Origin of the sequence: Bacillus sp. BD59S, from assembly GCF_007363175.1 — a bacterium.
Lineage (GTDB): Bacteria > Bacillota > Bacilli > Bacillales > Bacillaceae_G > Bacillus_A > Bacillus_A pacificus.
This window is the reverse complement of the sequence record NZ_CP034686.1, coordinates 5249684-5272500: the sequence shown is the minus strand read 5'-3', so window position 1 is coordinate 5272500 and position 22817 is coordinate 5249684. Positions and strand designations below refer to the sequence as shown.

Here is a 22817-nt window from a genome sequence, read left to right as displayed (position 1 = left end):
TCTGTATATTTTATAATTGCTAATCGAGTATTGTCTCCGGCCAATACAATATCGTACTGACCAAACTTTTGAATGTCCTCTCCTTCAAGCCCGTAAACACAATGTGCAGCGTATGTTCCTGTTTTGATTCCTTTTAACATCTAAACTTCTTAATTCATCTCTCATTTCCTTGGAACCATCTCCAAACACCCATGCATCTGGAACACTTATGTTTAACTCGTTTTCTCTCGCGTACATATGCCAATATTCTTCTATCTTATTAACTGATATTAGTCCCTCATCCCTATAACCTTACAAGCAGGGGGTCGGCGGTTCGATCCCGTCATCCTCCACCATTTAGCCGACTTAGCTCAATTGGTAGAGCAACTGACTTGTAATCAGTAGGTTGGGGGTTCAAGTCCTCTAGTCGGCACCAGTTTTTATTGTAAGAGCCATTAGCTCAGTTGGTAGAGCATCTGACTTTTAATCAGAGGGTCGAAGGTTCGAGTCCTTCATGGCTCACCATTTTTAATGAATATGCGGGTGTGGCGGAATTGGCAGACGCACTAGACTTAGGATCTAGCGCCTTTGGCGTGGGGGTTCGACTCCCTTCACCCGCACTTTTAATGAAATAACTCAAACATGTCTTGCGGAAGTAGTTCAGTGGTAGAATACAACCTTGCCAAGGTTGGGGTCGCGGGTTCGAATCCCGTCTTCCGCTCCAATTTTCAATATGACATGCCGGGGTGGCGGAACAGGCAGACGCACTTGTGGTAAATCCAATTATGAGTACTTACATAAAATGCTCTAATTTCATCACGAAATTAGCTCTGCAATACGTTCCTGTAGAGGACTTCCACCAATATTCCATCGATGAGTTCTTTATGGACATTACGGATAGTATTCATTTGTTTGCTAACGATCCATATGAGTTTGCGTTGAAATTCAAACGTGAAATATATGCAAAGACAAGAATTGAATGCACGATAGGCATTGGTCCTAATCCTTTAATGAGCAAGGTTGCCTTAGATGTGGAGGCAAAGAAAACGAAAGATTGCATAGCATACTGGAAGTACGAAGATGTACCCATAAAATTATGGCCAATTCGACCACTTAGTAAGTTTTGGGGGATTTCGGGTAAGACAGAAGCGAAGTTAAACCGAAAAGGAATTCATTCAATCGGTGACTTAGCGCAATATCCACTGAAATACTTAAAGCAGAGCTTTGGGGTCATTGGCGAAGAACTACACTTACATAGCAACGGCATTGATTTTAGCGTAAGGGGTACCGCCACATGCCCATCAAGCTAACCAAGTAAATTACTAGTTACGAAATGATCCGTGTTTCAAAACTAGCAATTGATATAAAAGTAGGCATGCTAAAGAAGCCTATTAAAACGCGATTTTTTCGCTAGGCAGCTTGTCTATGCTTCACTGTCGTTTTATACACAATCCCTAGAATATCAAAGACGGTCATCTTCTTATGCCTATGACATTTACGACCGTTCTTTTTGAGTAGTTGATAAAGGCGATGCAGAATTTTTAAAAGTTCTTCTGTGCCAAAAGCTATCGCTTGAAACAGTAACGGAAAGTAATCTTTAATTATATAAATCGCTTTGTATTCACTCAGTTCCTGCTTTTTCTTTTCAAGCAGAAACTGACGCATTTGAAACATCGTAGAAGAACAGAGGAGAATGCTGATGAGTTGTCCATATAAATGGCACTCTAGGCGTTCTTTTTTTATATTTTTGCATTCATCAATTTCAAAGAATGACTTCCACGTTTTAAATAAAATTTCAATCTGCCAATGCAGTGAATATAATGATTATATGGTTAAGTCCTCGATCTATTAGTATTCGTCAGCTCCACATGTCACCATGCTTCCACCTCGAACCTATCAACCTGATCATCTTTCAGGGATCTTACTAGCTTACGCTATGGGAAATCTCATCTTGAGGGGGGCTTCATGCTTAGATGCTTTCAGCACTTATCCCTTCCGCACATAGCTACCCAGCTATGCCCTTGGCAGAACAACTGGTACACCAGCGGTGCGTCCATCCCGGTCCTCTCGTACTAAGGACAGCTCCTCTCAAATTTCCTACGCCCACGACGGATAGGGACCGAACTGTCTCACGACGTTCTGAACCCAGCTCGCGTACCGCTTTAATGGGCGAACAGCCCAACCCTTGGGACCGACTACAGCCCCAGGATGCGATGAGCCGACATCGAGGTGCCAAACCTCCCCGTCGATGTGGACTCTTGGGGGAGATAAGCCTGTTATCCCCGGGGTAGCTTTTATCCGTTGAGCGATGGCCCTTCCATGCGGAACCACCGGATCACTAAGCCCGACTTTCGTCCCTGCTCGACTTGTAGGTCTCGCAGTCAAGCTCCCTTATGCCTTTGCACTCTACGAATGATTTCCAACCATTCTGAGGGAACCTTTGGGCGCCTCCGTTACACTTTAGGAGGCGACCGCCCCAGTCAAACTGCCCACCTGACACTGTCTCCCGGGTCGATAAGACCCGTAGGTTAGAATTTCAATACAGTCAGGGCGGTATCCCACCAGCGCCTCCACCGAAGCTAGCGCTCCGGTTTCAAAGGCTCCCGCCTATCCTGTACAAACTGTACCAAAATTCAATATCAGGCTACAGTAAAGCTCCACGGGGTCTTTCCGTCCTGTCGCGGGTAACCTGCATCTTCACAGGTACTATAATTTCACCGAGTCTCTGGTTGAGACAGTGCCCAAATCGTTACACCTTTCGTGCGGGTCGGAACTTACCCGACAAGGAATTTCGCTACCTTAGGACCGTTATAGTTACGGCCGCCGTTTACTGGGGCTTCAGTTCAGAGCTTCGCTTACGCTAACCCCTCTCCTTAACCTTCCAGCACCGGGCAGGTGTCACCCCCTATACTTCGCCTTACGGCTTCGCAGAGAGCTGTGTTTTTGCTAAACAGTCGCTTGGGCCTATTCACTGCGGCTTTCCGTTAAGAAAGCACCCCTTCTCCCGAAGTTACGGGGTCATTTTGCCGAGTTCCTTAACCAGAGTTCTCTCGCACACCTTAGGATTCTCTCCTCGCCTACCTGTGTCGGTTTGCGGTACAGGCACCTTTTATCTCGCTAGAAGCTTTTCTTGGCAGCGGGGAATCAAAGACTTCGCTCCATAAGGAGCTTCCCCATCACAGCTCAGCCTTCACGATAAGCGGATTTGCCTACTTATCAGCCTAACTGCTTGGACGTGCACAACCAATCGCACGCTTCTTCTATCCTTCTGCGTCCCTCCATTGCTCAAACGATAAAGAGGTGGTACAGGAATATCAACCTGTTGTCCATCGCCTACGCCTGTCGGCCTCGGCTTAGGTCCTGACTAACCCTGAGCGGACGAGCCTTCCTCAGGAAACCTTAGGCATTCGGTGGACGGGATTCTCACCCGTCTTTCGCTACTCATACCGGCATTCTCACTTCTAAGCACTCCACCAGTCCTTCCGGTCTGACTTCACTGTCCTTAGAACGCTCCCCTACCACTGATACCATTGGTATCAATCCGCAGCTTCGGTGGTGTATTTAGCCCCGGTACATTTTCGGCGCAGAGTCACTCGACTAGTGAGCTATTACGCACTCTTTAAATGGTGGCTGCTTCTAAGCCAACATCCTAGTTGTCTAAGCAACTCCACATCCTTTTCCACTTAATACACACTTTGGGACCTTAGCTGGCGGTCTGGGCTGTTTCCCTTTTGACTACGGATCTTATCACTCGCAGTCTGACTCCTAAGGATAAGTCATTGGCATTCGGAGTTTGACTGAATTCGGTAATCCGATGAGGACCCCTAGTCCAATCAGTGCTCTACCTCCAAGACTCTTACACTTAAGGCTAGCCCTAAAGCTATTTCGGGGAGAACCAGCTATCTCCAGGTTCGATTGGAATTTCTCCGCTACCCACACCTCATCCCCGCACTTTTCAACGTGCGTGGGTTCGGGCCTCCATTCAGTGTTACCTGAACTTCACCCTGGACATGGGTAGATCACCTGGTTTCGGGTCTACGACCACGTACTAAACGCCCTATTCAGACTCGCTTTCGCTGCGGCTCCGCCTCTTCAGCTTAACCTCGCACGGGATCGTAACTCGCCGGTTCATTCTACAAAAGGCACGCCATCACCCGTTAACGGGCTCTGACTATTTGTAGGCACACGGTTTCAGGATCTCTTTCACTCCCCTTCCGGGGTGCTTTTCACCTTTCCCTCACGGTACTGGTTCACTATCGATCACTAGGGAGTATTTAGCCTTGGGAGATGGTCCTCCCAGATTCCGACGGAATTTCACGTGTTCCGCCGTACTCAGGATACATTCAAGAGAGAACGAAGTTTCGACTACGGGGTTGTTACCCTCTACGACGGACCTTTCCAGGTCGCTTCGTCTACCTCGTTCCTTTGTAACTCCGTATAGAATGTCCTACAACCCCAAGAGGCAAGCCTCTTGGTTTGGGCTATGTTCCGTTTCGCTCGCCGCTACTCAGGAAATCGCATTTGCTTTCTCTTCCTCCAGGTACTTAGATGTTTCAGTTCCCTGGGTCTGTCTTCCTTACCCTATGTATTCAGATAAGGATACCATACCATTACGTATGGTGGGTTTCCCCATTCGGAAATCTTCGGATCAAAGCTTACTTACAGCTCCCCGAAGCATATCGGCGTTAGTCCCGTCCTTCATCGACTCCTAGTGTCAAGGCATCCACCGTGCGCCCTTTCTAACTTAACCAAACTAAAAATTAAAAAATATGAGCTACACTGTTATCTAGTTTTCAAAGAACATACCATTTGCTATTTAAAATAGCTTTTTGGTGGAGCCTAGCGGGATCGAACCGCTGACCTCCTGCGTGCAAGGCAGGCGCTCTCCCAGCTGAGCTAAGGCCCCAAGTTGTATGGTGGGCCTAAATGGACTCGAACCATCGACCTCACGCTTATCAGGCGTGCGCTCTAACCAGCTGAGCTATAGGCCCATACAAATTGCAGGATTTATTTATATCATATCCTCATTTAAGAGTCAATACTTTTTATTGAACTCTCAAAACTAAACGAAAACGAAACACGGAAACTTATATTGATAAGCAGCGCTCATCAATTCTCCATAGAAAGGAGGTGATCCAGCCGCACCTTCCGATACGGCTACCTTGTTACGACTTCACCCCAATCATCTGTCCCACCTTAGGCGGCTGGCTCCAAAAGGTTACCCCACCGACTTTCCATTATATTCACTTCGTTGGCAGATTGAAATTTTGTTTAAAACGTGGAAGTCGCTCTTTAAAATTGATGAATGTCAAAATATAAAAAGAGAACGCCTAGAGTGCCATTTATATGGACAACTCATCGGCATTCTCCTCTGTTCTTCTACGATGTTTCAAATGCGTCAGTTTCTGCTTGAAAAGAAAAAACAAGAGCTGAGTGAATACAAAGCGATTTATATGATTAAAGATTACTTTCCATTACTGTTTCAAGCGATAGCCGTTGGCACAGAAAAACTTTTGAAAATTTTGCATCGCCTTTATCAGCTGCTCAAAAAGAACGGTCGTAAATGTCATAGGTATAAGAAGATGACCGTCTTTGATATTCTAGGGATTGTGTATAAAACGACAGTGAAGCATAGATAAGTTGCCTAGCGAAAAAATCACGTTTTAATAGGCTTCTTTAGCATGCCTACTTTTCTATCAATTACTAGTTTTGAACCAAGAATCGTTTCATATCTAGTAAGTTACTTGTTTAGCTTGATGGACATGCGGAGTGACCCACATAACTAGATTTATTTCCTTTTTAGCAGCCATTTCCCGAGCTCTTGAATTAAGTTCTTACTTATCTATTCCTGTTCTTAAGGGCGATTACCTTTATGTGAAAGTTAGTGAAGTAGGTACACCGGATTCATATTCAGAAGCTTTAACTATTAATGGTATTAGATATGCAGGAAGTTCTTTAGACGAAGTCAGTTCTTATACTGATCCATTCGGATCTGAAAAAACATTTAGATTACGTATCAAAGATTCGTACATCTTCTCAAATACACCAAATTCAACAAACACTATAGCTTTTGAAGCTAGAGTTCCTTTCTCAATGCAAGTATTATCTAAAAGCATATCGGTTCATGTAGAATAATTTATAACATTATCATTAAATAAAAAATACATCCTTATAAGGATGTATTTTTTATTTAATAGAAACATAATTTGAACTTACCATTATAGAAAAAGCGACATCATAAAAATGGTGAACTTAATATTGTTCAAAGTTACTTATACTTATCCCCCAATTAATTGTACAATCTACCCTTTTCATCTACTAAGTTCTTTTACTAAAGAATAGAAACTAAAAAGAAATAGAAATGAATCTTATATGGTTAAGTCCTCGATCTATTAGTATTCGTCAGCTCCACATGTCACCATGCTTCCACCTCGAACCTATCAACCTGATCATCTTTCAGGGATCTTACTAGCTTACGCTATGGGAAATCTCATCTTGAGGGGGCTTCATGCTTAGATGCTTTCAGCACTTATCCCTTCCGCACATAGCTACCCAGCTATGCCCTTGGCAGAACAACTGGTACACCAGCGGTGCGTCCATCCCGGTCCTCTCGTACTAAGGACAGCTCCTCTCAAATTTCCTACGCCCACGACGGATAGGGACCGAACTGTCTCACGACGTTCTGAACCCAGCTCGCGTACCGCTTTAATGGGCGAACAGCCCAACCCTTGGGACCGACTACAGCCCCAGGATGCGATGAGCCGACATCGAGGTGCCAAACCTCCCCGTCGATGTGGACTCTTGGGGGAGATAAGCCTGTTATCCCCGGGGTAGCTTTTATCCGTTGAGCGATGGCCCTTCCATGCGGAACCACCGGATCACTAAGCCCGACTTTCGTCCCTGCTCGACTTGTAGGTCTCGCAGTCAAGCTCCCTTATGCCTTTGCACTCTACGAATGATTTCCAACCATTCTGAGGGAACCTTTGGGCGCCTCCGTTACACTTTAGGAGGCGACCGCCCCAGTCAAACTGCCCACCTGACACTGTCTCCCGGGTCGATAAGACCCGTAGGTTAGAATTTCAATACAGTCAGGGCGGTATCCCACCAGCGCCTCCACCGAAGCTAGCGCTCCGGTTTCAATGGCTCCCGCCTATCCTGTACAAACTGTACCAAAATTCAATATCAGGCTACAGTAAAGCTCCACGGGGTCTTTCCGTCCTGTCGCGGGTAACCTGCATCTTCACAGGTACTATAATTTCACCGAGTCTCTGGTTGAGACAGTGCCCAAATCGTTACACCTTTCGTGCGGGTCGGAACTTACCCGACAAGGAATTTCGCTACCTTAGGACCGTTATAGTTACGGCCGCCGTTTACTGGGGCTTCAGTTCAGAGCTTCGCTTACGCTAACCCCTCTCCTTAACCTTCCAGCACCGGGCAGGTGTCACCCCCTATACTTCGCCTTACGGCTTCGCAGAGAGCTGTGTTTTTGCTAAACAGTCGCTTGGGCCTATTCACTGCGGCTTTCCGTTAAGAAAGCACCCCTTCTCCCGAAGTTACGGGGTCATTTTGCCGAGTTCCTTAACCAGAGTTCTCTCGCACACCTTAGGATTCTCTCCTCGCCTACCTGTGTCGGTTTGCGGTACAGGCACCTTTTATCTCGCTAGAAGCTTTTCTTGGCAGCGGGGAATCAAAGACTTCGCTCCATAAGGAGCTTCCCCATAACAGCTCAGCCTTCACGATAAGCGGATTTGCCTACTTATCAGCCTAACTGCTTGGACGTGCACAACCAATCGCACGCTTCTTCTATCCTTCTGCGTCCCTCCATTGCTCAAACGATAAAGAGGTGGTACAGGAATATCAACCTGTTGTCCATCGCCTACGCCTGTCGGCCTCGGCTTAGGTCCTGACTAACCCTGAGCGGACGAGCCTTCCTCAGGAAACCTTAGGCATTCGGTGGACGGGATTCTCACCCGTCTTTCGCTACTCATACCGGCATTCTCACTTCTAAGCGCTCCACCAGTCCTTCCGGTCTGACTTCACTGCACTTAGAACGCTCCCCTACCACTGATACCATTGGTATCAATTCGCAGCTTCGGTGGTGTATTTAGCCCCGGTACATTTTCGGCGCAGAGTCACTCGACTAGTGAGCTATTACGCACTCTTTAAATGGTGGCTGCTTCTAAGCCAACATCCTAGTTGTCTAAGCAACTCCACATCCTTTTCCACTTAATACACACTTTGGGACCTTAGCTGGCGATCTGGGCTGTTTCCCTCTTGACTACGGATCTTATCACTCGCAGTCTGACTCCTAAGGATAAGTCATTGGCATTCGGAGTTTGACTGAATTCGGTAATCCGATGAGGACCCCTAGTTCAATCAGTGCTCTACCTCCAAGACTCTTACACTTAAGGCTAGCCCTAAAGCTATTTCGGGGAGAACCAGCTATCTCCAGGTTCGATTGGAATTTCTCCGCTACCCACACCTCATCCCCGCACTTTTCAACGTGCGTGGGTTCGGGCCTCCATTCAGTGTTACCTGAACTTCACCCTGGACATGGGTAGATCACCTGGTTTCGGGTCTACGACCACGTACTAAACGCCCTATTCAGACTCGCTTTCGCTGCGGCTCCGCCTCTTCAGCTTAACCTTGCACGGGATCGTAACTCGCCGGTTCATTCTACAAAAGGCACGCCATCACCCATTAACGGGCTCTGACTATTTGTAGGCACACGGTTTCAGGATCTCTTTCACTCCCCTTCCGGGGTGCTTTTCACCTTTCCCTCACGGTACTGGTTCACTATCGATCACTAGGGAGTATTTAGCCTTGGGAGATGGTCCTCCCAGATTCCGACGGAATTTCACGTGTTCCGCCGTACTCAGGATACATTCAAGAGAGAACGAAGTTTCGACTACGGGGTTGTTACCCTCTACGACGGACCTTTCCAGGTCGCTTCGTCTACCTCGTTCCTTTGTAACTCCGTATAGAATGTCCTACAACCCCAAGAGGCAAGCCTCTTGGTTTGGGCTATGTTCCGTTTCGCTCGCCGCTACTCAGGAAATCGCATTTGCTTTCTCTTCCTCCAGGTACTTAGATGTTTCAGTTCCCTGGGTCTGTCTTCCATACCCTATGTATTCAGGTAAGGATACCATACCATTACGTATAGTGGGTTTCCCCATTCGGAAATCTTCGGATCAAAGCTTACTTACAGCTCCCCGAAGCATATCGGCGTTAGTCCCGTCCTTCATCGACTCCTAGTGTCAAGGCATCCACCGTGCGCCCTTTCTAACTTAACCAAAAAGTGATAAGATGAACGTTCAACGACTATCTCGTATAACTGACGAGAGTACACCACAAGCCTATGGTGGTGGAAAAATCCTCTATCTCTAAAGAGATAAACATATAGTCTGCGCTCATGTGAAAACAGGAGAAGTTCATAAGAGAACTGGCTAAGGAATTGCGCCCTTAGTTGAACGAGATACATTTAATTAAATCTATCAAACCTCATTGAATTTATCGAACATATGTGCTATCGTGAGTTTAATGAGGTAACAATAATAATGAAATTTTTACGAGTTAGTCAAGTATCAGAATTAACAGGTTTGCATCCGAGTAGTCTCAGGAGAATGCTGGTGGAACACGCTATGATTCAGAAGAACCAATCTTTCATTAAAGGAGTTACATTCTGATGATATTGGCGAAGAAAGTCAGACTGATTCCAACGCCTGAACAAGAACAAGTGCTTAGAAATCATGCTGGTGCTGCAAGATTCGCTTATAACTATTGTAAAAGAATGAGTGATAGATACTATAAGCTATTTGGAAAATCTGTTTCACAGTTAGCTTTACAGAAACGATTTACAAAGATCAAGAAGCGAAAGAGATGTGGTGAATATAGCTAGGAAACGAAGCTTAAATTGTGAAGTGAATAATTTGTTACTACATTTTGATTTTTACAAAAAATAACCATTTCCTTCAGATTTCAAGAAGGTTTTACAAAAAAATACATAGAAGTATAAATATATGGTAATGAAATGAGTCGAATTTTCATCATGACGGATATCCAGAATATGTTCATTTCAATTTACATGAAATACACATAGAGGAGAGCGATTATGAAAAGGAAAATTGGTACAGCAGTTGTAAGTTTATCTGTTTTAGGATTTGGAATTTTTGGTGTTACTCACGGAAATGGCGGAGGAATTGTTAAAGCTGACTCTGTAGGAGATCATGGAGGGGCACCATCTTATACTCATGGAGAGGGATGGTCTCCGAGTTATGCACATGGACATACAGGGGGAGCGCCGTCCTATACTCATGGGCATACAGGAGCACCAGTTTATGGATATGGAGACTATCCAGCGCCGTCCTATAACGTAGGAGATACACCTGCACCTAAGTTAGAAGCTGATGGAGATCATGGAGGAGCACCGGCTTATACTCATGGACATTACCCTGCACCGAAGTTAGAACTGTTTCTTCACCCGGCTTCTCTGTTTCTTCACCCGGCTTCTCTGTTTCTTCGCCTGGCTTTTCTGTTTCCTCACCTGGTTTCTCTGTTTCTTCACCCGGTTTTCCTGTCTCTTCACCTGGTTTCTCTGTTTCTTCGCCTGGCTTTTCTGTTTCTTCACCTGGTTTCTCTGTTTCTTCGCCTGGTTTTTCTGTTTCTTCACCTGGTTTTTCTGTTTCTTCACCTGGTTTTTCTGTTTCTTCACCTGGCTTCTCTGTTTCTTCACCTGGCTTTTCTGTTTCCTCACCTGGTTTCTCTGTTTCTTCGCCTGGCTTCTCTGTTTCTTCACCTGGTTTCTCTGTTTCTTCACCTGGCTTCTCTGTTTCTTCGCCTGGCTTTTCTGTTTCTTCACCTGGTTTCTCTGTTTCTTCGCCTGGTTTTTCTGTTTCTTCACCTGGTTTTTCTGTTTCTTCACCTGGTTTTTCTGTTTCTTCGCCTGGTTTTTCTGTTTCTTCACCTGGTTTTTCTGTTTCTTCACCTGGTTTTTCTGTTTCTTCACCTGGTTTTTTTTTTTTTTCTCCTTGTTTTTTTTCTTTCTCTCCTTGTTTTTTTTAGCAAATACAACCGTTCCGTTCTCCGGTAGTTTTACTTTGTTGTAGTCACTAACAACCGTAAAATTGACGCACACTCCATTCTCATCATACACCGCGAATGAACTTCCTGATGGCAACTCTACATTCATTGTTTTCCCTGCTGCCGTTTGCGGGATCGTAAACCATTTCGCATGCCCATTTTCTTGCAGTGTAACTTTCGATAATTGACCTGTATCAAGGGATTTTTACGTTAGATTCAATGACGTATAAAATGCTGGCCATCTCCATATATTCATTACCATCCTCTGTATAGAAATGAGCTTCCTTTGTATCCCTCCCATTCATCACGGGAATCTGAATTTGATGCGTCGCCGTATTCGGACCTGTAATTTTTTTGCCCTCCCAATAGCCATCTTTGAGCGTAATTTGTGTGTTAAGAGGTATTAGCTTTCCTAGATAGTTTATAGAATTAAATGTTTCGTTAACGAGGTAGAATTTGTCGCCCTCGCGCTTGGCCCATGCAGCAGCTGTTTTCTTCGGTAACACATTGTTTTCTAAATTCTGGGCTAAATAGTGAGTCAGCAGCAAAGAAAAAGAAGGAACCCTACCCTAAACAATCATTATTGATCCTGGACATGGTGGTGCAGATCCTGGAAAGCCCACAAAAGGATTGTCAGAAAGTAAAATCGTATTAGATACTTCTTTACGCCTACAACAATTGCTTGAAAAGCATACACCATTTACAGTTTTACTAACACGTGAATCTGATACTAGGCCTGGACATGACCAAAAAAGCTCTTTACAGGAACGTGTTAAATTTGCTAAGCAAAATGAGGGTGATATCTTTATAAGCATTCATGCAAATGCTTTTAATGGTAATGCAAAGGGGACAGAAACATACTACTATAATTCTTCTGAATCCGAAAAAACAAATCCTCATGTAGAAGAAAGCCGTGTTTTAGCGGAAAAAATTCAAACACGTTTAGTAGAGGCTCTTCAAACGCGTGATAGAGGCGTTAAACATGGAGATCTTCATGTTATAAGAGAAAACGATATGCCAGCTGTGTTAACGGAATTGGCTTTTATAGATAATGGTATCGATTACAGTAAACTATCTACAGCAAACGGCAGACAGATTGCAGCAGAAGCTATTTATGAAGGGGTTTTAGATTATTACGAATGGAAAGGAAATAATGTATCTGAATATAGATTATGATAAGCCCTTTCATACTGCCACCTGAACTTTTCAAAATGAGAGTTTAGTTTCTGCTGAAAGAATAAAGCATACAGGTCATCAGATTAATAATTTGTAAAAGTTTATCAAAAAAAGAGGAATAAGAGGGGTTATTGTAGAAGTATGACTTTGTAACATAAAAAAATATATGTTAAAGGAGGCTGTTTACATGTTTGAGAAAGAGAAAGAAGGGCTTATTGAAGTTCACAACGTATATGAAATTGCACCAGCAGATGGAGCAATTATTGGTATGGCAACGGAAGAAGAAATGGAAATTGCTGCTGAACTAGAGTCACAGTACTATGCCCATTCTCGTTTGTTAGAAGCAAATATTCAGTTAGACGGTTCCTCCTATAAAGAGTTACTTCAGGAGTTTCAGGAGTACGAAAGAAAATCAATGAACTTTTGGCGCGCATTACATAAACGTTTAGCTGTTCCATGGGCATGGGTACTACGTATTGATGTTGCGAATGGTCCTATTTATGTAAACAATGGGAATACGTATTATGAAGAAGATGACACAGAAGATTATGAATAGATAAGTAAAGAAGCAGCTTTAGTTGCTTCTTTTTTTATTTGTAAGGAGGGAAGCGCTTCAATGATAATATCTGGACGATTCGAACCCGCGACCCCAACCTTGGCAAGGTTGTATTCTACCACTGAACTACTTCCGCAAGACATGTATGAGTTATTTAATTAAAAGTGCGGGTGAAGGGAGTCGAACCCCCACGCCAAAGGCGCTAGATCCTAAGTCTAGTGCGTCTGCCAATTCCGCCACACCCGCATATTTTGTTGAAATGGTGAGCCATGAAGGACTCGAACCTTCGACCCTCTGATTAAAAGTCAGATGCTCTACCAACTGAGCTAATGGCTCTTAATGGCTGGGCTAGCTGGATTCGAACCAGCGCATGACGGAGTCAAAGTCCGTTGCCTTACCGCTTGGCTATAGCCCATTAATTAAGAATGGTGGAGGGGGGCAGATTCGAACTGCCGAACCCGAAGGAGCGGATTTACAGTCCGCCGCGTTTAGCCACTTCGCTACCCCTCCGACATATATGGTGGAGGATGACGGGATCGAACCGCCGACCCCCTGCTTGTAAGGCAGGTGCTCTCCCAGCTGAGCTAATCCTCCATTTTGCCTGGCAACGTCCTACTCTCACAGGGACAAGGTCCCAACTACCATCGGCGCTAGAGAGCTTAACTTCCGTGTTCGGTATGGGAACGGGTGTGACCTCTCTGCCATCATTACCAGACTGTATTCTTATATGGTTAAGTCCTCGATCTATTAGTATTCGTCAGCTCCACATGTCACCATGCTTCCACCTCGAACCTATCAACCTGATCATCTTTCAGGGATCTTACTAGCTTACGCTATGGGAAATCTCATCTTGAGGGGGGCTTCATGCTTAGATGCTTTCAGCACTTATCCCTTCCGCACATAGCTACCCAGCTATGCCCTTGGCAGAACAACTGGTACACCAGCGGTGCGTCCATCCCGGTCCTCTCGTACTAAGGACAGCTCCTCTCAAATTTCCTACGCCCACGACGGATAGGGACCGAACTGTCTCACGACGTTCTGAACCCAGCTCGCGTACCGCTTTAATGGGCGAACAGCCCAACCCTTGGGACCGACTACAGCCCCAGGATGCGATGAGCCGACATCGAGGTGCCAAACCTCCCCGTCGATGTGGACTCTTGGGGGAGATAAGCCTGTTATCCCCGGGGTAGCTTTTATCCGTTGAGCGATGGCCCTTCCATGCGGAACCACCGGATCACTAAGCCCGACTTTCGTCCCTGCTCGACTTGTAGGTCTCGCAGTCAAGCTCCCTTATGCCTTTGCACTCTACGAATGATTTCCAACCATTCTGAGGGAACCTTTGGGCGCCTCCGTTACACTTTAGGAGGCGACCGCCCCAGTCAAACTGCCCACCTGACACTGTCTCCCGGGTCGATAAGACCCGTAGGTTAGAATTTCAATACAGTCAGGGCGGTATCCCACCAGCGCCTCCACCGAAGCTAGCGCTCCGGTTTCAAAGGCTCCCGCCTATCCTGTACAAACTGTACCAAAATTCAATATCAGGCTACAGTAAAGCTCCACGGGGTCTTTCCGTCCTGTCGCGGGTAACCTGCATCTTCACAGGTACTATAATTTCACCGAGTCTCTGGTTGAGACAGTGCCCAAATCGTTACACCTTTCGTGCGGGTCGGAACTTACCCGACAAGGAATTTCGCTACCTTAGGACCGTTATAGTTACGGCCGCCGTTTACTGGGGCTTCAGTTCAGAGCTTCGCTTACGCTAACCCCTCTCCTTAACCTTCCAGCACCGGGCAGGTGTCACCCCCTATACTTCGCCTTACGGCTTCGCAGAGAGCTGTGTTTTTGCTAAACAGTCGCTTGGGCCTATTCACTGCGGCTTTCCGTTAAGAAAGCACCCCTTCTCCCGAAGTTACGGGGTCATTTTGCCGAGTTCCTTAACCAGAGTTCTCTCGCACACCTTAGGATTCTCTCCTCGCCTACCTGTGTCGGTTTGCGGTACAGGCACCTTTTATCTCGCTAGAAGCTTTTCTTGGCAGCGGGGAATCAAAGACTTCGCTCCATAAGGAGCTTCCCCATCACAGCTCAGCCTTCACGATAAGCGGATTTGCCTACTTATCAGCCTAACTGCTTGGACGTGCACAACCAATCGCACGCTTCTTCTATCCTTCTGCGTCCCTCCATTGCTCAAACGATAAAGAGGTGGTACAGGAATATCAACCTGTTGTCCATCGCCTACGCCTGTCGGCCTCGGCTTAGGTCCTGACTAACCCTGAGCGGACGAGCCTTCCTCAGGAAACCTTAGGCATTCGGTGGACGGGATTCTCACCCGTCTTTCGCTACTCATACCGGCATTCTCACTTCTAAGCACTCCACCAGTCCTTCCGGTCTGACTTCACTGTCCTTAGAACGCTCCCCTACCACTGATACCATTGGTATCAATCCGCAGCTTCGGTGGTGTATTTAGCCCCGGTACATTTTCGGCGCAGAGTCACTCGACTAGTGAGCTATTACGCACTCTTTAAATGGTGGCTGCTTCTAAGCCAACATCCTAGTTGTCTAAGCAACTCCACATCCTTTTCCACTTAATACACACTTTGGGACCTTAGCTGGCGGTCTGGGCTGTTTCCCTTTTGACTACGGATCTTATCACTCGCAGTCTGACTCCTAAGGATAAGTCATTGGCATTCGGAGTTTGACTGAATTCGGTAATCCGATGAGGACCCCTAGTCCAATCAGTGCTCTACCTCCAAGACTCTTACACTTAAGGCTAGCCCTAAAGCTATTTCGGGGAGAACCAGCTATCTCCAGGTTCGATTGGAATTTCTCCGCTACCCACACCTCATCCCCGCACTTTTCAACGTGCGTGGGTTCGGGCCTCCATTCAGTGTTACCTGAACTTCACCCTGGACATGGGTAGATCACCTGGTTTCGGGTCTACGACCACGTACTAAACGCCCTATTCAGACTCGCTTTCGCTGCGGCTCCGCCTCTTCAGCTTAACCTCGCACGGGATCGTAACTCGCCGGTTCATTCTACAAAAGGCACGCCATCACCCGTTAACGGGCTCTGACTATTTGTAGGCACACGGTTTCAGGATCTCTTTCACTCCCCTTCCGGGGTGCTTTTCACCTTTCCCTCACGGTACTGGTTCACTATCGATCACTAGGGAGTATTTAGCCTTGGGAGATGGTCCTCCCAGATTCCGACGGAATTTCACGTGTTCCGCCGTACTCAGGATACATTCAAGAGAGAACGAAGTTTCGACTACGGGGTTGTTACCCTCTACGACGGACCTTTCCAGGTCGCTTCGTCTACCTCGTTCCTTTGTAACTCCGTATAGAATGTCCTACAACCCCAAGAGGCAAGCCTCTTGGTTTGGGCTATGTTCCGTTTCGCTCGCCGCTACTCAGGAAATCGCATTTGCTTTCTCTTCCTCCAGGTACTTAGATGTTTCAGTTCCCTGGGTCTGTCTTCCTTACCCTATGTATTCAGATAAGGATACCATACCATTACGTATGGTGGGTTTCCCCATTCGGAAATCTTCGGATCAAAGCTTACTTACAGCTCCCCGAAGCATATCGGCGTTAGTCCCGTCCTTCATCGACTCCTAGTGTCAAGGCATCCACCGTGCGCCCTTTCTAACTTAACCAAACTAAAAATTAAAAAATATGAGCTACACTGTTATCTAGTTTTCAAAGAACATACATTTATATATGAGAGATAGTTCTCTCAAAACTGAACAAAACGAAACACGGAAACTTATATTGATGAACAGCGTTCATCAATTCTCCATAGAAAGGAGGTGATCCAGCCGCACCTTCCGATACGGCTACCTTGTTACGACTTCACCCCAATCATCTGTCCCACCTTAGGCGGCTGGCTCCAAAAGGTTACCCCACCGACTTCGGGTGTTACAAACTCTCGTGGTGTGACGGGCGGTGTGTACAAGGCCCGGGAACGTATTCACCGCGGCATGCTGATCCGCGATTACTAGCGATTCCAGCTTCATGTGGTGAGATTTCCGTCCGTTTTTCACTAAAAGATAAAATAAACGCAGAAAAACTTTTAATAGTTCTTGAATGTCCTTTTTTAATCCATGGTAAAACAATAGATAATAATTCTTTATCATATAAATAGATTTGTACTCACTTAACTCTTTCTTTTTCTTATCTAAGAGTAACTGACGCATTTTAAACATTGTCGATGAACAGAGTAATATGCTAATGAGTTGACCATATAAATGACATTCTAAGCGTTCTTTCTTTATTTTTTTGCACTTGTGAATTTGAAAGAAAGATTTCCATGTTTTGAACAAAATTTCAATTTGCCAGCGTAATGAATACAAGTCATGGATGTGTTCCGTTGAAGCATTTTCTGCTGAAAGATTCGTAATATACACGTTGATTCCACTCAACCGCTTACTTCGTTCTTTGTAGGTAATACCTTTCTTTTTTTCTTTTTTGGCTTGTTCCTTCAACCTTTTCTCTGTTTGTTCCTTTGTTAATCGATGAATAATAACACGAGCTGGTAATTTTTGATCCTGTCCAATATATGCTTCTGAAATTTCCAATGTTTGACCAGGGGGCACTTGATTCATGAGTTCTTCCATATCTAATTGAATATAGAGTGTTCCTTTCTTCACGGTCCCGTTTCGAAAATACTTATATGGTTAAGTCCTCGATCTATTAGTATTCGTCAGCTCCACATATCACCATGCTTCCACCTCGAACCTATCAACCTGATCATCTTTCAGGGATCTTACTAGCTTACGCTATGGGAAATCTCATCTTGAGGGGGGCTTCATGCTTAGATGCTTTCAGCACTTATCCCTTCCGCACATAGCTACCCAGCTATGCCCTTGGCAGAACAACTGGTACACCAGCGGTGCGTCCATCCCGGTCCTCTCGTACTAAGGACAGCTCCTCTCAAATTTCCTACGCCCACGACGGATAGGGACCGAACTGTCTCACGACGTTCTGAACCCAGCTCGCGTACCGCTTTAATGGGCGAACAGCCCAACCCTTGGGACCGACTACAGCCCCAGGATGCGATGAGCCGACATCGAGGTGCCAAACCTCCCCGTCGATGTGGACTCTTGGGGGAGATAAGCCTGTTATCCCCGGGGTAGCTTTTATCCGTTGAGCGATGGCCCTTCCATGCGGAACCACCGGATCACTAAGCCCGACTTTCGTCCCTGCTCGACTTGTAGGTCTCGCAGTCAAGCTCCCTTATGCCTTTGCACTCTACGAATGATTTCCAACCATTCTGAGGGAACCTTTGGGCGCCTCCGTTACACTTTAGGAGGCGACCGCCCCAGTCAAACTGCCCACCTGACACTGTCTCCCGGGTCGATAAGACCCGTAGGTTAGAATTTCAATACAGTCAGGGCGGTATCCCACCAGCGCCTCCACCGAAGCTAGCGCTCCGGTTTCAAAGGCTCCCGCCTATCCTGTACAAACTGTACCAAAATTCAATATCAGGCTACAGTAAAGCTCCACGGGGTCTTTCCGTCCTGTCGCGGGTAACCTGCATCTTCACAGGTACTATAATTTCACCGAGTCTCTGGTTGAGACAGTGCCCAAATCGTTACACCTTTCGTGCGGGTCGGAACTTACCCGACAAGGAATTTCGCTACCTTAGGACCGTTATAGTTACGGCCGCCGTTTACTGGGGCTTCAGTTCAGAGCTTCGCTTACGCTAACCCCTCTCCTTAACCTTCCAGCACCGGGCAGGTGTCACCCCCTATACTTCGCCTTACGGCTTCGCAGAGAGCTGTGTTTTTGCTAAACAGTCGCTTGGGCCTATTCACTGCGGCTTTCCGTTAAGAAAGCACCCCTTCTCCCGAAGTTACGGGGTCATTTTGCCGAGTTCCTTAACCAGAGTTCTCTCGCACACCTTAGGATTCTCTCCTCGCCTACCTGTGTCGGTTTGCGGTACAGGCACCTTTTATCTCGCTAGAAGCTTTTCTTGGCAGCGGGGAATCAAAGACTTCGCTCCATAAGGAGCTTCCCCATCACAGCTCAGCCTTTACGATAAGCGGATTTGCCTACTTATCAGCCTAACTGCTTGGACGTGCACAACCAATCGCACGCTTCTTCTATCCTTCTGCGTCCCTCCATTGCTCAAACGATAAAGAGGTGGTACAGGAATATCAACCTGTTGTCCATCGCCTACGCCTGTCGGCCTCGGCTTAGGTCCTGACTAACCCTGAGCGGACGAGCCTTCCTCAGGAAACCTTAGGCATTCGGTGGACGGGATTCTCACCCGTCTTTCGCTACTCATACCGGCATTCTCACTTCTAAGCACTCCACCAGTCCTTCCGGTCTGACTTCACTGTCCTTAGAACGCTCCCCTACCACTGATACCATTGGTATCAATCCGCAGCTTCGGTGGTGTATTTAGCCCCGGTACATTTTCGGCGCAGAGTCACTCGACTAGTGAGCTATTACGCACTCTTTAAATGGTGGCTGCTTCTAAGCCAACATCCTAGTTGTCTAAGCAACTCCACATCCTTTTCCACTTAATACACACTTTGGGACCTTAGCTGGCGGTCTGGGCTGTTTCCCTTTTGACTACGGATCTTATCACTCGCAGTCTGACTCCTAAGGATAAGTCATTGGCATTCGGAGTTTGACTGAATTCGGTAATCCGATGAGGACCCCTAGTCCAATCAGTGCTCTACCTCCAAGACTCTTACACTTAAGGCTAGCCCTAAAGCTATTTCGGGGAGAACCAGCTATCTCCAGGTTCGATTGGAATTTCTCCGCTACCCACACCTCATCCCCGCACTTTTCAACGTGCGTGGGTTCGGGCCTCCATTCAGTGTTACCTGAACTTCACCCTGGACATGGGTAGATCACCTGGTTTCGGGTCTACGACCACGTACTAAACGCCCTATTCAGACTCGCTTTCGCTGCGGCTCCGCCTCTTCAGCTTAACCTCGCACGGGATCGTAACTCGCCGGTTCATTCTACAAAAGGCACGCCATCACCCGTTAACGGGCTCTGACTATTTGTAGGCACACGGTTTCAGGATCTCTTTCACTCCCCTTCCGGGGTGCTTTTCACCTTTCCCTCACGGTACTGGTTCACTATCGATCACTAGGGAGTATTTAGCCTTGGGAGATGGTCCTCCCAGATTCCGACGGAATTTCACGTGTTCCGCCGTACTCAGGATACATTCAAGAGAGAACGAAGTTTCGACTACGGGGTTGTTACCCTCTACGACGGACCTTTCCAGGTCGCTTCGTCTACCTCGTTCCTTTGTAACTCCGTATAGAATGTCCTACAACCCCAAGAGGCAAGCCTCTTGGTTTGGGCTATGTTCCGTTTCGCTCGCCGCTACTCAGGAAATCGCATTTGCTTTCTCTTCCTCCAGGTACTTAGATGTTTCAGTTCCCTGGGTCTGTCTTCCTTACCCTATGTATTCAGATAAGGATACCATACCATTACGTATGGTGGGTTTCCCCATTCGGAAATCTTCGGATCAAAGCTTACTTACAGCTCCCCGAAGCATATCGGCGTTAGTCCCGTCCTTCATCGACTCCTAGTGTCAAGGCATCCACCGTGCGCCCTTTCTAACTTAACCAAAATAATATAGATGACATTAGATTTTCTCCTTGTTCCCCCTTGGAGATGAGCAGTTAGTTTTGGCTAACTGCTCCTTTACTTATAACAATGATAAGATTCTTTAGAATGACTCTTCTTTATTTCTCAATATAAGGAGCCTTGGATTTTGATTAACACTCCTGTAGTATATAAACAAAGAGTAAGGTAAGAGTTACTCTTTGCCATTTTAGAAGGGGTTCTGTTGGAGACAACAGGACCTTTTTTCATATAGAGATTGTTTTGTTTAATTTTTCACCATTAGCCACAAAAAATATCTTATAATCGTTATATACTAAATTAAAATAAAGGATTAGGAGTAGATCAAATGCCAGTTACACTTGAACTTATTCTTTTCATTCTTATAGCAATTAGTGCTGTCGGCTATTTAGTAAAAGAATTTCAAAAAACTAGGAAAAGGACACTTGGAATTTCACTAGAATTCTTGGTTCTTTTCTGGTCAATATGGAGAATATCAACTATCATAATCTAATTTGTAAAACATGAATTCCTTCGAATAAAACTCAATATTATGTCCATAATGTTGATAGGATGTATGCCAAACTCCATTTAGTTTTCTCTGTATCTCCTTGTATTGAGCAGTTAGCTTTTGCTAGCTGTTCTTTTATATGTAAAAATCTCAAACAATCTCTCGTATACTATAATCAGTCCTTTCTTATAACCTGAGCTCGTCACTTTCGTTATAAAAATAGGCGTATATTCTATAACCTAGGATCAATAATGATTGTTTTACTTTCTAAAGGGTTTTTCGGACTGGATTGAAGGGTATCTGTTTTGGCAGTAAGTTGTGCAGCTTCTGCACGTGTTATGAATTTATTTGGTTGCCAACCATTATCAGTACCAACAGAAATCTTTAAATCAATTAAAATATTGGCGAATTTTTCACCCCAATGTCCTTTTAAATCATCAAATTTACTTTGCCCATTACTATTTGTTCTATCCTGTAGCTTATATGCATTTACTAACATTGTTGCCATTGCAGCACGAGTAACTTTTCCAGAAGGATTAAATAATCCATTCCCTTCACCTTTTATAATTCCTGCTTTTTCAGCAGCCGCAATATAAGGGCTTGCCCAATGATTTTGAGAATCTGTAAAAGAAGGTTTTGCACTTGTATCAACTTGTATACCTAGAACTTTTGTCATAATGGTTGCTGCAGAAGCTCTATCTAATGTATCGCTAGAACCAAAAGTTCCATCTGGATAACCATTCAATACCTGTTTATCAACTAAATAATTAACGGATTTGTCAGCCCATGCAGGAACATCTGGGAATTTATGAGTATCTGCAAAAATACCAGAAGAATAGGATAGTAGACTTCCAGCAAGAATTCCTGTAGCAATTAATTTGTATTTCAAAATGTAACACTCCTAAAATAATATTACAGCTTAGTAAATTTATCATTTATAGTGAATCTTATAAGTAATATGACTTAGTTTAAACAATAGAGTAGGTTGGCAAATTCACTATAATACAAAGATGAATATATCTCAGCGGCATTTCTTTCTTTTGTAACAAAACACTCAGGATTATTTTCATCATCTGCAATCCAACCGTATCTAGTGGTAATATCCTTTATAGTTAATACTGTCTCGTCTTCTTGACGATTCATCCGCATTTCATACAGCTGTTCCATATCCGTTTTCAAATTGTATTGTTGAATATTTAACGCCATAATTTTTTCTAAAGCACTGAACTGTACATCTCGAATGTTTGTTTTATATTTGCGTTGCGATGAAGTTTCAAAATTACTTGCTACTACAGGGGAATAAGAAGTACCTGAACCGGATTTAACTTGTAATTTACCAGCATAACCAGGCACTGATCCATTTCTAAGTAGTACTGTTTGAAATCGTAAATCCGTTTCTCCATTGTTATCCACTACATCAAGCATATTTTTTTCGTTTAAGCTGAAAACAATAGCGGTTCGACTGTCTATCAATACACTTTTATTTCCGCCTTTTAATCCGATACCATCAGTAGCTTCTACCCAATACGATCCACCATTTGCGTAATTATTTATACCTTTACCCGAGTTAACGGTTACAGACCCATTCATGCCACCCTTTAGGATTAAATCGCCTGATCTTCTAAACATAACTGAGCTTACGAAATACGGGTCTCCGTTAGAATCTTTACCGTTTATTATTCCTAAGAATCCTTGCGTTGGTTGTTGACTAAGAACAACAGAGCCATCTTGAAAACTTGAATCCCCACCTAATACAATCGTTGGCTGTAGTTGATAAAGTTGTATTCTATTATAGTTATATACTAGAAATATGAATGATGTGTGTTATTCTATAAGGAGCAACTAGGGGACTTTCTATTAGGCGTTAAAAAATGATAAATAGACTGATAGAGAATGTAATGAAAGAAAACTTCGCTAAATATTTCAAGGATAG

The 22817-nt window shown here is 45.0% G+C and carries 1 protein-coding gene, 12 tRNA genes, 5 rRNA genes, 12 pseudogenes and 1 other annotated feature (1 of these 31 cut by a window edge); of the genes and pseudogenes, 11 read left to right on the top strand and 19 right to left on the bottom strand.

The annotated features are described in order from the left end of the window. A pseudogene (locus EKQ63_RS29600) lies at positions 1 to 270 on the bottom strand (ASCH domain-containing protein); it reaches 169 nt to the left of the window's first position. 69 nt (positions 271 to 339) lie between these two features. Here EKQ63_RS29600 and EKQ63_RS29595 point away from each other — a divergent pair. The 5 genes and pseudogenes from EKQ63_RS29595 to EKQ63_RS29575 all read left to right on the top strand — a co-directional run. Then, a tRNA-Thr gene (locus EKQ63_RS29595) sits at positions 340 to 415 on the top strand. A gap of 13 nt (positions 416 to 428) precedes the next feature. Next, positions 429 to 504 (top strand) — tRNA-Lys (locus tag EKQ63_RS29590). Positions 505 to 518: 14 nt separating this feature from the next. Next, positions 519 to 599 (top strand) — tRNA-Leu (locus tag EKQ63_RS29585). Positions 600 to 628: 29 nt separating this feature from the next. Next, a tRNA-Gly gene (locus EKQ63_RS29580) sits at positions 629 to 703 on the top strand. 37 nt (positions 704 to 740) lie between these two features. Continuing rightward, a pseudogene (locus tag EKQ63_RS29575) lies at positions 741 to 1256 on the top strand (DNA polymerase thumb domain-containing protein); the annotation flags it as partial. A gap of 133 nt (positions 1257 to 1389) precedes the next feature. Here the strand turns inward: EKQ63_RS29575 and EKQ63_RS29570 are convergent. From EKQ63_RS29570 to EKQ63_RS29555, 4 genes and pseudogenes are all read right to left on the bottom strand, one after another. Next, positions 1390 to 1800 (bottom strand): annotated as a pseudogene (locus tag EKQ63_RS29570) (transposase); the annotation flags it as partial. 7 nt (positions 1801 to 1807) lie between these two features. Next, a 23S ribosomal RNA gene (locus EKQ63_RS29565) occupies positions 1808 to 4729 on the bottom strand. Between the two features lie 80 nt (positions 4730 to 4809). Beyond that, a tRNA-Ala gene (locus EKQ63_RS29560) sits at positions 4810 to 4885 on the bottom strand. Positions 4886 to 4893: 8 nt separating this feature from the next. Next, positions 4894 to 4970: transfer RNA gene (locus EKQ63_RS29555), tRNA-Ile, on the bottom strand. 240 nt (positions 4971 to 5210) lie between these two features. Between EKQ63_RS29555 and EKQ63_RS29550 the strand changes: the two are divergent. Both EKQ63_RS29550 and EKQ63_RS29545 read left to right on the top strand, forming a co-directional pair. Next, positions 5211 to 5618 (top strand): annotated as a pseudogene (locus tag EKQ63_RS29550) (transposase); the annotation flags it as partial. Between the two features lie 187 nt (positions 5619 to 5805). Then, a pseudogene (locus tag EKQ63_RS29545) lies at positions 5806 to 6114 on the top strand (hypothetical protein); the annotation flags it as partial. Positions 6115 to 6351: 237 nt separating this feature from the next. On the opposite strand, the gene EKQ63_RS29540 reads toward EKQ63_RS29545, so the two are convergent. Further along, positions 6352 to 9272, bottom strand: a 23S ribosomal RNA gene (locus EKQ63_RS29540). A gap of 392 nt (positions 9273 to 9664) precedes the next feature. Between EKQ63_RS29540 and EKQ63_RS29535 the strand changes: the two are divergent. Together EKQ63_RS29535 and EKQ63_RS30620 are read left to right on the top strand one after the other, a co-directional pair. Next, positions 9665 to 9859 (top strand): annotated as a pseudogene (locus EKQ63_RS29535) (helix-turn-helix domain-containing protein); the annotation flags it as partial. A 231-nt stretch (positions 9860 to 10090) separates the two neighbouring features. Then, positions 10091 to 10447, top strand: a pseudogene (locus EKQ63_RS30620) (hypothetical protein); the annotation flags it as partial. A gap of 591 nt (positions 10448 to 11038) precedes the next feature. On the opposite strand, the pseudogene EKQ63_RS29505 reads toward EKQ63_RS30620, so the two are convergent. Then, positions 11039 to 11603 (bottom strand): annotated as a pseudogene (locus EKQ63_RS29505) (serine hydrolase); the annotation flags it as partial. A gap of 28 nt (positions 11604 to 11631) precedes the next feature. Here EKQ63_RS29505 and EKQ63_RS29500 point away from each other — a divergent pair. Then, positions 11632 to 12234, top strand: a pseudogene (locus EKQ63_RS29500) (N-acetylmuramoyl-L-alanine amidase family protein); the annotation flags it as partial. Positions 12235 to 12421: 187 nt separating this feature from the next. Beyond that, on the top strand, positions 12422 to 12790 hold the full coding sequence (locus tag EKQ63_RS29495; RefSeq protein ID WP_143880520.1) for a hypothetical protein: 369 nt from the start codon (positions 12422 to 12424) through the stop codon (positions 12788 to 12790). A gap of 71 nt (positions 12791 to 12861) precedes the next feature. Here EKQ63_RS29495 and EKQ63_RS29485 read toward each other — a convergent pair. From EKQ63_RS29485 to EKQ63_RS29430, 12 genes and pseudogenes are all read right to left on the bottom strand, one after another. Continuing rightward, positions 12862 to 12918, bottom strand: a tRNA-Gly gene (locus EKQ63_RS29485). A gap of 37 nt (positions 12919 to 12955) precedes the next feature. After that, positions 12956 to 13036, bottom strand: a tRNA-Leu gene (locus EKQ63_RS29480). 14 nt (positions 13037 to 13050) lie between these two features. After that, positions 13051 to 13126: transfer RNA gene (locus EKQ63_RS29475), tRNA-Lys, on the bottom strand. Positions 13127 to 13130: 4 nt separating this feature from the next. Further along, a tRNA-Gln gene (locus EKQ63_RS29470) sits at positions 13131 to 13205 on the bottom strand. Between the two features lie 11 nt (positions 13206 to 13216). Further along, a tRNA-Tyr gene (locus tag EKQ63_RS29465) sits at positions 13217 to 13300 on the bottom strand. Positions 13301 to 13308: 8 nt separating this feature from the next. Beyond that, positions 13309 to 13384: transfer RNA gene (locus EKQ63_RS29460), tRNA-Val, on the bottom strand. A gap of 5 nt (positions 13385 to 13389) precedes the next feature. Further along, positions 13390 to 13505 (bottom strand): 5S ribosomal RNA (gene rrf / locus EKQ63_RS29455). 12 nt (positions 13506 to 13517) lie between these two features. After that, positions 13518 to 16439, bottom strand: a 23S ribosomal RNA gene (locus EKQ63_RS29450). 159 nt (positions 16440 to 16598) lie between these two features. Beyond that, positions 16599 to 16731, bottom strand: a sequence feature (16S ribosomal RNA rRNA prediction is too short). A 50-nt stretch (positions 16732 to 16781) separates the two neighbouring features. After that, positions 16782 to 17450 (bottom strand): annotated as a pseudogene (locus tag EKQ63_RS29445) (transposase); the annotation flags it as partial. Positions 17451 to 17455: 5 nt separating this feature from the next. Then, positions 17456 to 20377 (bottom strand): 23S ribosomal RNA (locus EKQ63_RS29440). Between the two features lie 748 nt (positions 20378 to 21125). Further along, a pseudogene (locus tag EKQ63_RS29435) lies at positions 21126 to 21773 on the bottom strand (S-layer homology domain-containing protein); the annotation flags it as partial. Between the two features lie 116 nt (positions 21774 to 21889). Beyond that, positions 21890 to 22657, bottom strand: a pseudogene (locus EKQ63_RS29430) (tail fiber domain-containing protein); the annotation flags it as partial. Positions 22658 to 22817 lie beyond the last annotated feature (160 nt).